At 42.2% G+C, this 9,452-nt stretch carries 9 protein-coding genes; 5 read left to right on the top strand and 4 right to left on the bottom strand.

Annotated features, from left to right (window positions below; translation table 11 throughout):
• Window positions 1–1,438: ATP-binding protein (locus tag LUCIF_RS22095; protein WP_133306313.1), on the top strand; the 1,438-nt coding region annotated here is incomplete at its 5' end.
• A 295-nt stretch (window positions 1,439–1,733) separates the two neighbouring features.
• Here LUCIF_RS22095 and LUCIF_RS22100 read toward each other — a convergent pair.
• The 4 genes from LUCIF_RS22100 to rpiB all read right to left on the bottom strand — a co-directional run bounded on the left by LUCIF_RS22100 (window position 1,734) and on the right by rpiB (window position 4,777).
• The gene (locus LUCIF_RS22100; RefSeq protein ID WP_122630004.1) at window positions 1,734–2,696 is read right to left on the bottom strand and encodes a transketolase family protein; all 963 of its coding nucleotides are present in this window, start codon (window positions 2,694–2,696) and stop codon (window positions 1,734–1,736) included.
• Window positions 2,689–3,567, bottom strand: a complete 879-nt coding sequence (locus LUCIF_RS22105; protein ID WP_306438791.1) for a transketolase — start codon at window positions 3,565–3,567, stop codon at window positions 2,689–2,691. Before LUCIF_RS22105 ends, LUCIF_RS22100 begins: the two co-directional genes overlap by 8 nt.
• Window positions 3,564–4,217, bottom strand: coding sequence for a fructose-6-phosphate aldolase (gene fsa, locus LUCIF_RS22110; protein ID WP_122630006.1), 654 nt, complete (start codon window positions 4,215–4,217; stop codon window positions 3,564–3,566). Before fsa ends, LUCIF_RS22105 begins: the two co-directional genes overlap by 4 nt.
• Before the next feature lie 95 nt (window positions 4,218–4,312).
• Window positions 4,313–4,777, bottom strand: coding sequence for a ribose 5-phosphate isomerase B (gene rpiB, locus LUCIF_RS22115; RefSeq protein WP_122630007.1), 465 nt, complete (start codon window positions 4,775–4,777; stop codon window positions 4,313–4,315).
• 396 nt (window positions 4,778–5,173) lie between these two features.
• On the opposite strand from rpiB, the gene LUCIF_RS22120 reads away from it, so the two are divergent.
• The 4 genes from LUCIF_RS22120 to LUCIF_RS22135 all read left to right on the top strand — a co-directional run bounded on the left by LUCIF_RS22120 (window position 5,174) and on the right by LUCIF_RS22135 (window position 9,258).
• Window positions 5,174–5,968: a DeoR/GlpR family DNA-binding transcription regulator gene (locus LUCIF_RS22120; protein ID WP_122630008.1), complete on the top strand. Its 795-nt coding sequence runs from the start codon at window positions 5,174–5,176 to the stop codon at window positions 5,966–5,968.
• Window positions 5,969–6,133: 165 nt separating this feature from the next.
• Complete coding sequence (locus LUCIF_RS22125) at window positions 6,134–7,606, top strand: NAD(P)/FAD-dependent oxidoreductase (RefSeq protein WP_122630009.1); 1,473 nt, start codon at window positions 6,134–6,136, stop codon at window positions 7,604–7,606.
• A complete protein-coding gene (locus LUCIF_RS22130; protein ID WP_122630010.1) occupies window positions 7,599–8,882 on the top strand; it encodes an NAD(P)/FAD-dependent oxidoreductase in 1,284 nt (427 codons plus the stop codon). Before LUCIF_RS22125 ends, LUCIF_RS22130 begins: the two co-directional genes overlap by 8 nt.
• A 4-nt stretch (window positions 8,883–8,886) precedes the next feature.
• Window positions 8,887–9,258: a DUF1667 domain-containing protein gene (locus LUCIF_RS22135; RefSeq protein WP_122630011.1), complete on the top strand. Its 372-nt coding sequence runs from the start codon at window positions 8,887–8,889 to the stop codon at window positions 9,256–9,258.
• Window positions 9,259–9,452: the final 194 nt, after the last annotated feature.

The following is a 9,452-nucleotide window of genomic DNA, read 5'->3' on the forward strand; positions in this document are numbered from 1 at the left end:
TCTTTATGCCTATAATCCTTGGTGGCGAGACGGGGAAGTACCAACAGAGTATTCAAAGCCTGCGAAACGGTTTGCCTATTATGAAGCTATGAAAATGCTTCGTCATACCGATTTGCGGCGTCATGTTATTTTATCGGGAGCAAGGCGGGTTGGCAAGACCACGCTTTTATTCCAAATCATTGAGACTTTATTGAAAGACAAAATAGCAGCGAAAAATATATTATATATATCGTTTGATCATCCCTTGCTTAAGTTCTGTAGTATGGAAGAACTTATGTCGATCTATCAAGGAAATGTATCAGCTGATGAGCAGTATTATTTATTTTTTGATGAAATTCAGTATGCTCAAGATTGGGAAATGTGGCTCAAGGTATTTTATGATTCTCACCCTGGGTGGAGAATTGCGGCAACCGGATCGGCAAACCCGGCACTGGAACAAGGAGCTAGCGACAGCGGGGTTGGGCGCTGGACGGTTATTCATGTACCGACATTATCCTTCTATGAGTATTGTGAAGTAACAGGAGTTAGTGATCTGCCGAAATTGGATGTGAGCATAAAACCTACCGCACTTTCCAATCTGGAGAAGATAGAATTAAATGCCTTAATGAATCAGTTGGCACCCTTACAAAAACATTTTCACCGATATTTAACAGTTGGCGGGTTTCCCGAGCTTGCTCTTACTAAGGATGATTATTATGCGCAGCGGATGTTACGGGAAGACGTTGTGGATAAAGTTTTAAAACGAGATATACCAGCCTTGTTTAATGTTCGTAATGCTGCGATATTAGAAAAGGTTTTTCTATATCTTTGTTTTCACTCATCAAACATAATAAATTTATCCGCTATGAGCAAAGAATTGGATAATACACCCACTGCAACGGTTTCTAACTATGTGCAGTTTTTAGAAAAGGCTAACTTAATTTATATTAGCGGTCAAGTTAACCTGGATGGGAAAAAGGTACTGAAAGCCAAGCCTAAAATTTATATTGCAGATGCAGCGATTCGTAATGCTGTGCTAATGCTTGATAATGTAATTTTAGACCCGGTTGAAATGGGAATAATGGTTGAAACTTCAGTTTACAAACATCTCGTCGCATTTTATTACAGACATCGTACAAAGGTCGGATATTATCGAAAGTCCGGCGGTAACGAAAAAGAAATTGACGTCGTTGTTGAATTTCCTACGGGTAAGATTATTGCTGAGGTCAAATATAGGGAAAATGTTGAAATAAAGGAAACAGATGCTATCGTTGAAATGGCTAATAATAAGAAGGATGGAATTGTAGCCGCTTTAGTTATAACAAAACGGGTGGAGGATTATGGAATATCACATTGGAAGACCCAAATACCTATTATGCGAGTTCCGGCACATGCTTTTTTGTATTTATTAGGACATGCGGAGAAAGTTGGGTATCTAAAAGAGCAATCGATACACTGACCAATTTGTTTTACTACTCCATAGAAACTATAGACTAATCAGAATTGGTGGATTCGGCAAACCGTAATTTTATTGACTTTCTAAAATCAGAAAGATTTAAGATTACATAAAACTCCAATTCCCAAGCCGTGGGCGCGAGTTCGAATCTCGTTGCCCGCTCCAGTAAATTCAAGCCTTCCGGCGATTTGTCGGAAGGCTTTGTTTTTTGTTGCCTAACTAGTACTTTTAGCAACTTTTGATTGAATAATTTGTAGTAATAAAACATCAGATGGATTAGAGCTCGACTGATCTTTTATCAATCGATCCTTGAATTTCCGCTGCCTAACGCTTTCTTTGTAACAACTACGATATGGTCTGTGCATAAGCCAAATTCCTTTAGCAAACTAACTGCGGGTCCAGAATGTCCAAACTGGTCTTGAATGCCAATTTTAACAACCGGAACAGGTCTTATTTTACAGACCGCACTGCACACGGCATCACCAAGACCACCAATGATACTATGTTCCTCTACCGTAATTAGAAGTCCGGTTTCTTCTGCAGCCCGGGCAATCAGTTCTTCGTCCAGCGGTTTTATGGTATGGATATTAATAACCCGCGCATGAATGCCTTCTCTTTCCAACAGAGCAGCCGCCTGTAAAGATTCGTAAACCATCATACCTGTTGCAACGATTGTTACATCAGTTCCATCTTTGATACAAATACCCTTTCCAAGCTCAAAGCGATAACTGGCAGCCTTGTTAAAAACCGGCGATTCCAGGCGGCCAAAGCGCATGTAAACCGGTCCGTCATGAAGAATGGCCGCTTCTACTGCTGCTTTCGCTTCAATATCATCGGCAGGACTGATGACCGTCATGCCGGGAATCGAACGCATGAGAGCAATATCTTCGTTACATTGATGAGTTGCGCCGTCTTCCCCCACTGAAATACCGGCATGTGTTGCACCGATTTTTACAGGAAGATGCGGATAGCCAATCGAATTTCGCACCTGTTCAAAGGCACGGCCCGCTGTGAACATTGCGAAAGAACTGGCGAACGGAATCATGCCGGCAGTGGCAAGACCCGCTGCAACCCCCATTAGATTGCCTTCCGCAATGCCGCAGTCAATGAAGCGGGAAGGATATGCTTTTTTAAAAATCCCTGTCTTTGTGGCCTCGGCAAGATCGGCGTCTAAAACTACAAGATTCTTATATTTTGGGAAAAGCTCGATTAAAGCTTCTCCATAACTTACACGGGTTGCTTTCTTAATTATTTCAGTCATGCTTTTCACCCTTTCTCTCAAGTTTTTCCATATGAGCGTTTAATTCTTGTATCGCCTGCTCATACTGTTCTTGATTCGGAGCCTTGCCATGCCAGCTTACTTGGTTTTCCATAAAGGATACGCCCTTCCCCTTAATCGATTTTGCAATAATGGCGGTCGGGCAATTTTTTGTTCTTTTGGCAGCATTAACTGCTTTGGCAATTTGGGTGAAATCATGTGCATCAATGTGCAATACATGAAAACCAAAAGCCTCAAATTTTTTGTCAAGCGGTTCCGGTGCGCCAACTTCTGAAACCGGTCCGTCGATCTGTAATCCGTTGCAGTCAACAATAACGCATAAGTTAGCGAGGCTCTGATGCGCGGCGAACATCGCAGCCTCCCATACCTGTCCTTCTTCGGATTCACCATCGCCAATAATTGTATATGAGCGATAGTTTTTCTTTTGCAATTTTCCCGCAAGTGCCATGCCGCAGGCAGTCGAAATACCCTGTCCAAGTGACCCGGTACTCATATCAACACCGGGAATTTTTTTCATGTCCGGATGCCCCTGTAACATGGAACCAATATGGCGCAAGTATTTAAGCTCTTCCTGCGAAAAAAAACCTTTGCAGGCCAAAGTTGCGTAGAGTGCGGGCGCTGCGTGTCCTTTTGACAAAACAAATCGGTCACGGTCTGCCCATTTTGGATTTTTGATATCGATTTTCATTTCTGCAAAATATAAATAAGTCAGTAATTCTACAATCGATAAGGAACCACCGGGATGACCGGATTTGGCATGATAAACACTTCCTATGATTCCCATACGAATATGACTGGCTATTTTTTCCAATTCAGATACTCTTTCTTGTTCCATGCTCGTCCCCCGTTTTATTTGTTAAATATCTTTTCGTAATCTATCCGGAATTTTTCAATTCCCTGATTTGTCAACGGATGGGTTACCATTTGTTCGATTACCTTGTATGGTACCGTGGCGATATCAGCGCCGGCACAAGCACAATCCATTACATGGATAGGACTACGCACGCTTGCACAAATGATTTGAGCTTTAATCTGATGAATGCGGAATATCTGCACAATTTTTTCAATCAATGCTACCCCTGTTGTGGAAATATCATCCAGGCGGCCTAAAAACGGAGAAACATATGTAGCCCCGGCCCGTGCAGCCAACAGCGCCTGATTGGCAGTGAATATCAATGTAACATTTGTTTCGATTTGCTCAGAAGACAAAACCTTAACGGCTTTTAATCCTTCAAGCGTCATAGGTATTTTTACTACCATATTAGGATGAATTTTGGCAATTTCCCTACCTTCAGTAATCATTTCCTGAGCGTCTACGGTTGTGGCCGCTACTTCGCCGCTGATTGGACCATCAATAATTTTAGTAATTTCCGAAATTACTTCTTTAAAATCGCGGCCTTCCTTAGCAATTAATGACGGATTCGTAGTAACGCCACAAATGACCCCTATATCATTTGCCTTACGAATATCCTCTGGATTTGCAGTGTCAATAAAAAACCTCATTGGAATCCTCCCTTAATAAACTTTCGATTTCTTTGTTTTTCTCAGTCTCCTAATGCTATGATATAAAATAAGGAATTTGCTTTTTTCTTACTAAATCAAATTTTGCGTTCACCTTTTAAATACATTTCTTCATATTTCATAATACGGGCAACTTTCGGCGCTGAATTACCACCGGAAAAATCGCACTTGAGCCATATATTCAGAAGATACTTTGCTAAATGAGGCGCAATAACCCGGGAGCCCATACACATAATCTGGGCATTATTACTTTTTCGCGAACGTTCTGTAGAAAACGGGTCATGACAAACCGCTGCACGGATACCCGGAACTTTATTTGCCGACAATGCCATTCCTATGCCTGTGCCGCACACAAGGATTCCGCGTTCATACTCACCTCTTGCAACTGCTTCAGCGACGATTACCGCAATATCCGGATATAAAACTACTTCACCTGCTTTTGTACCAAAATCCTTGACTTCAATTCCTTTTTCCCTCAGATGGTTGATTAACTCCATCTTTAAATCATACGCTGCTTCATCACAGCCAATGGCAATTTTCATATTGGTCCATCCTTTTGCTTTTTATTTTTGCCTTTTATTTTTTTTAATATAACATTTTCTTTTATTTTCTTCAAGTGATTATTTATTTTTTCGAAACTTGTTTAGTGCCCTGTCGAACCAAACTTCTTTCGCATATAAGACCCTGCTGTAACGAAATAAATATCTAAAATAAATCATGATATAAATATTTATTTGTTTTTATTTAACATTTATATTGTTTTCTTTTCCTTTTTGTATTAATATTTAAATATTAGAGCGGATTGTTTTATCTAAAAATGATATAGAGATAGAAAACTATCAAGAAAGTGTCATGAAAAGGTTTTTTATGGACAACCGTCTTGATATCTAACGCCTTCGTAACGTGATTTTATAGCACATAGTACAAGGAGTAATGTTATGTTGCCTGTAGAAAGACATAAGCGAATATTGGAAATTTTATCGCAAAAAAAGCGCGCTACCACTGAGGAGTTGGCAAAAGAATTAAAAGTTTCCGTGGTAACCATAAGAAGTGATTTTAATAAGTTGGAAGCGGAACACTATATAAGTAAAGTTCACGGCGGAGCGGTTTTAGCGTCCTGCAACGAAATTTTGCTACAATCGCAAGTGGACAGCACTTATAATTTCCATAGGCGCGAAAGCTTAAACAGCATGCAAAAAAATGCTATTTGCAAAGAAGCTTTGCAACTAATCAAGGATAATCAATGTATTTTATTAGATGCGAGTTCCACTTGTCTGACTCTGGCAAGAAATTTAAACTCTATGCATTTTCGGCAACTTATGGTTGTCACAAATGGAATATATACCATGTTGACCCTTAAAGAAACTCCCAATATTACCGTAGTTCTAATCGGCGGCATAGTAACAAAACAATCAGGTTCCATTGAGGGCCTATTGGGATGCGAGCTGCTCAACCATATTCATGCTGACCTTGCATTCGTGTCTGCTCACGGATTTACTTTAAATGAAGGTCTAACCGATTTTAATCTATACGAAGCAGAATTAAAAAAGAAAATGATGGAGCATGCGAAAAAACGAATTGCACTTTTAGACTATTCCAAATTGGAAAACGTATCTGCCGCCAGTTTTTGTCATACTAAAGACTTGGATATTGTCTTGACAGATCAGAATGCTGCCCCTGATATCATTGATAAATATAGAAAAAATGGACTGAACGTTAAAATTTGTGACTAGTAGCAATCGATAAGACCCTTGTTGAATCAAATAATTGGATATGTGGACAAGAGCAAAAGAGAAGTCCAAATAAATGCCTGATAAATTAGGCATTTATTTGGACTTCTCTTTTTTGCGCTTATTCTCATTAATAAACCCACTGGAGTGGATAGGGAGTGTAAACAAATGACAATCCTCAAATCGGATGTCGCCGTTATTGGCGGCGGTATTGTCGGTACCGCTATTGCCAGAGAGTTATCGAAGTACCAACTCGACGTTGTATTGCTTGAAAAAGAGCCGGATATTGCCATGGGTACAACCAAGGCAAACAGCGCTATTCTTCATGCCGGATTTGATGCCCATCCAGGTTCGCTAAAAGCAAGACTCAATGTACGGGGCAATGCCATGTATCATCAATTAAAGGATGAACTTGCTCTTGAGATTAAATGGACGGGTTCGCTTGTCGTTGCAACAAGCGATGATGAAATGAATACTGTTCAGGAACTTTTTGAACGGGGAAAGACAAATGGCGTGCCTGGCTTAGCTATTCTAAACCGGGAAGAAGTTCTGGCGAAGGAACCGAAGCTGTCTTCTGGTGTGAAAGGAGCCCTGTGGGCGCCTTCCGCAGGCATTTTTCTTCCTTTCGGCGCAGCCATTGCTTTTGCCGAAAATGCCGTAAAAAACGGTGTGAAAGTATTGACGGAATGTCCTGTTACGGGCATTGAAGTTACAGACGGGCATGTGACGGGCGTAAAAACATCGCAAGGCATGATCGCCACACAATTTGTCATTAATGCCGCAGGTCTTTACGCCGACGATGTTTCCGGCCTGGCAAACGACAATAGTTTTACCATTTCACCGCGCAAAGGTGAATATATTTTGTTTGATAAAAATGCCGGTTCTATAATAAGCAACATCATTTTCCCAGTACCAAGTAAAAAATCAAAAGGCATTTTACTTTGCCCGACGGTGCATGGCAATATCTTTATTGGCCCTAATGCTCAGGATATTTCTGATAAGGACGACCTGGCAACAACACCGGCTGGCTTAAATGAAGTTATTATAGGCGCTAAAAGACTTATGCCGGCATTGCCGCTCAATGCTTCTATTACGGAGTTTGCCGGTTTAAGAGCCGCCGCCAATGAAGGAGACTTTGTCATTCGTCCCTCAGAAGTTACTGCCGGCTTGATTCATGCCGCAGGTATTCAGTCGCCTGGTCTCACTTCTGCACCGGCTATTGCGGAATTTGTAGTCAACATTTTAAGAGAATGTGGTCTGGCTTTAACACCAAAGCCAAACTTCCTAGCTACAAATGAAGCCAAAGTTGTTTTTCGCGACTTAACGGACGAACAGAAACAAGTGCTTATCAGTAAGAATTCCCTGTATGGGCGCGTCATTTGCCGCTGTGAAACCATCACGGAAGGCGAAATTCTGGATGCCATTCATTCTCCCTGCGGGGCAAAAACGGTCGATGGCGTAAAACGGCGGACCCGTGCCGGTATGGGACGTTGTCAAGGCGGTTTCTGCGGGCCGAAGATAACGGCCATTCTGGCGCGTGAACTTTCCGTGCCTATTGCAGATATTCGCAAAGAAAAAGCAGAATCTTATTTGTTTTATGATAAAATTTCCGGCAACTGTGAGGTGACTGACCATGACTAATTTATCTTACGATATTGTTATTATCGGTGGCGGCCCGGCCGGGCTTGCTGCAGCCCACGGCGCCTCAGAACAGGGAGCCAAAAGCATTCTGGTTATTGAGCGGGACCGCGAATTAGGCGGTATCCTGCAGCAGTGTATTCATAATGGCTTTGGTCTTCATCGCTTTAAAGAAGAACTCACTGGACCTGGTTATGCCGGCCGTTATATCAAACTGGTTCAGCAAGACAAAAACGTAAAATTTATGTTGGATACAATGGTATTGAATATAAAAAGTAATAAGACAATTATTGCCGTCAACCCCAAACAGGGATTGTGTGAAATTCAGGCAGAAGCCGTGGTTTTTGCTATGGGCTGCCGTGAACGAACCCGTGGCGCGATACGGATCCCCGGCGAACGGCCGGCTGGAATATTTACTGCCGGCGCCGCACAAAGAATGACAAATATGGAAGGTTACATTCCGGGGAAAAAGATTGTCATATTAGGTTCCGGCGATATTGGTTTGATTATGGCCCGGCGCTTAACCCTGGAAGGAGCGAAAGTGGAGGCTGTTCTTGAAATCATGCCTTATTCCAATGGTCTAACCCGAAATGTTGTTCAGTGCCTACAAGATTTTGACATTCCTCTCTACCTGGCGCATACTGTTACTGCCGTACATGGACATGACCGGGTGACCGGGGTAACCTGCGCCGGTGTAGATCAAAAAATGCAGCCTATTCCCGGCACGGAATTTGATATTGATTGCGACTGTCTCTTGCTCTCGGTCGGACTCATTCCTGAAAATGAACTATCCCGCGATTTAGTTGGCATTGATCAGGCTACTTCCGGCCCTATTGTTGATCAGCACCGGCAAACCAGTTTACCCGGCTTTTTTGCTGCCGGCAATGTGGTTCATGTCCATGATTTGGTGGATTTCGTGTCGGAAGAGGGGGAACTCGCCGGTAAGTATGCGGCGCTCTACATTCAGGACAAACTTTTGGCACCAAAGCAACCCATTCGCGTAACAGCCGCCGGCGAAGTACGGACCGTAGTGCCTCAGCAAATCTTCCCGCAGGAAACAGGCAAAGACCTTACTGGCCCTAATGAAACATTGAAATTATTCATGCGGGTAAAACAGCCCAAACGACAGATGCTCCTGACTGTACAAGCGAGTGATCAGGTCATTGCCATGCGTAAACTACCTGTCGTAAAGCCTGGCGAAATGATTGTCATGGAAATACCCTATCATAAAATTCCGCCAACAACGCAGGAATTGATTGTTGAGATCAAGGAGGAATAGCAAAATGAGTCAATCCGAACGGGCGATCAACTGTATTGTATGCCCGATGAGCTGTGAAGGGAAAGTTATTATCGCCAATGAGCAAATTCAGGATATAATTGGCTTTGCTTGTCAACGAGGCGTAAACTATGCCAGAGAAGAGATTACTTCACCCAAACGAACTTTAACGACAACAGTCAAAATTGCAAACGGTGAACTCCATTTGTTACCCGTCATTTCCAAACCAGCCTTGCCGAAAGATAAAGTAATGGCGGTTGCTCGCTGTTTAGCTGCGGTAGAAGTAGCGGCGCCTGTTTCTCAAGGAGATGTAATTTACAGTAATATTTTAAATCTTGGCGTCGACATCGTTGCGACAAGAGATGTAGCGCGGCAATAGAGCAATACCTTTACTTCCCGTTTCAAAGGACAGAATAAAAAGCGTTATAACTAATAGAAAAAGACCTCCGGCGAGGGAATTGATAATTCTCAACCGGAGGACTTTTTCTAACCATGACAAAACGTCACGCTGTTTGTATGGAAAATGCCGGTGATACTCTAGCTATAAGGAAAACATTCTAAAAAATAATATAA

The organism is Allolucifera butyrica (assembly GCF_900476375.1).
Lineage (GTDB): Bacteria > Bacillota > Negativicutes > Sporomusales > UPPP01 > Lucifera > Lucifera butyrica.

Excerpts from the sequence above, each read along its gene's own strand:
- LUCIF_RS22100 (WP_122630004.1), bottom strand. The coding sequence starts at position 2,696 with ATGACTGAAATAATTAAGAAAGCAACCCGTGTAAGTTATGGAGAAGCT.
- fsa (WP_122630006.1), bottom strand. The coding sequence starts at position 4,217 with ATGAGGTTTTTTATTGACACTGCAAATCCAGAGGATATTCGTAAGGCA.
- rpiB (WP_122630007.1), bottom strand. The coding sequence starts at position 4,777 with ATGAAAATTGCCATTGGCTGTGATGAAGCAGCGTATGATTTAAAGATG.
- LUCIF_RS22120 (WP_122630008.1), top strand. The coding sequence starts at position 5,174 with ATGTTGCCTGTAGAAAGACATAAGCGAATATTGGAAATTTTATCGCAA.
- LUCIF_RS22125 (WP_122630009.1), top strand. The coding sequence starts at position 6,134 with ATGACAATCCTCAAATCGGATGTCGCCGTTATTGGCGGCGGTATTGTC.
- LUCIF_RS22130 (WP_122630010.1), top strand. The coding sequence starts at position 7,599 with ATGACTAATTTATCTTACGATATTGTTATTATCGGTGGCGGCCCGGCC.
- LUCIF_RS22135 (WP_122630011.1), top strand. The coding sequence starts at position 8,887 with ATGAGTCAATCCGAACGGGCGATCAACTGTATTGTATGCCCGATGAGC.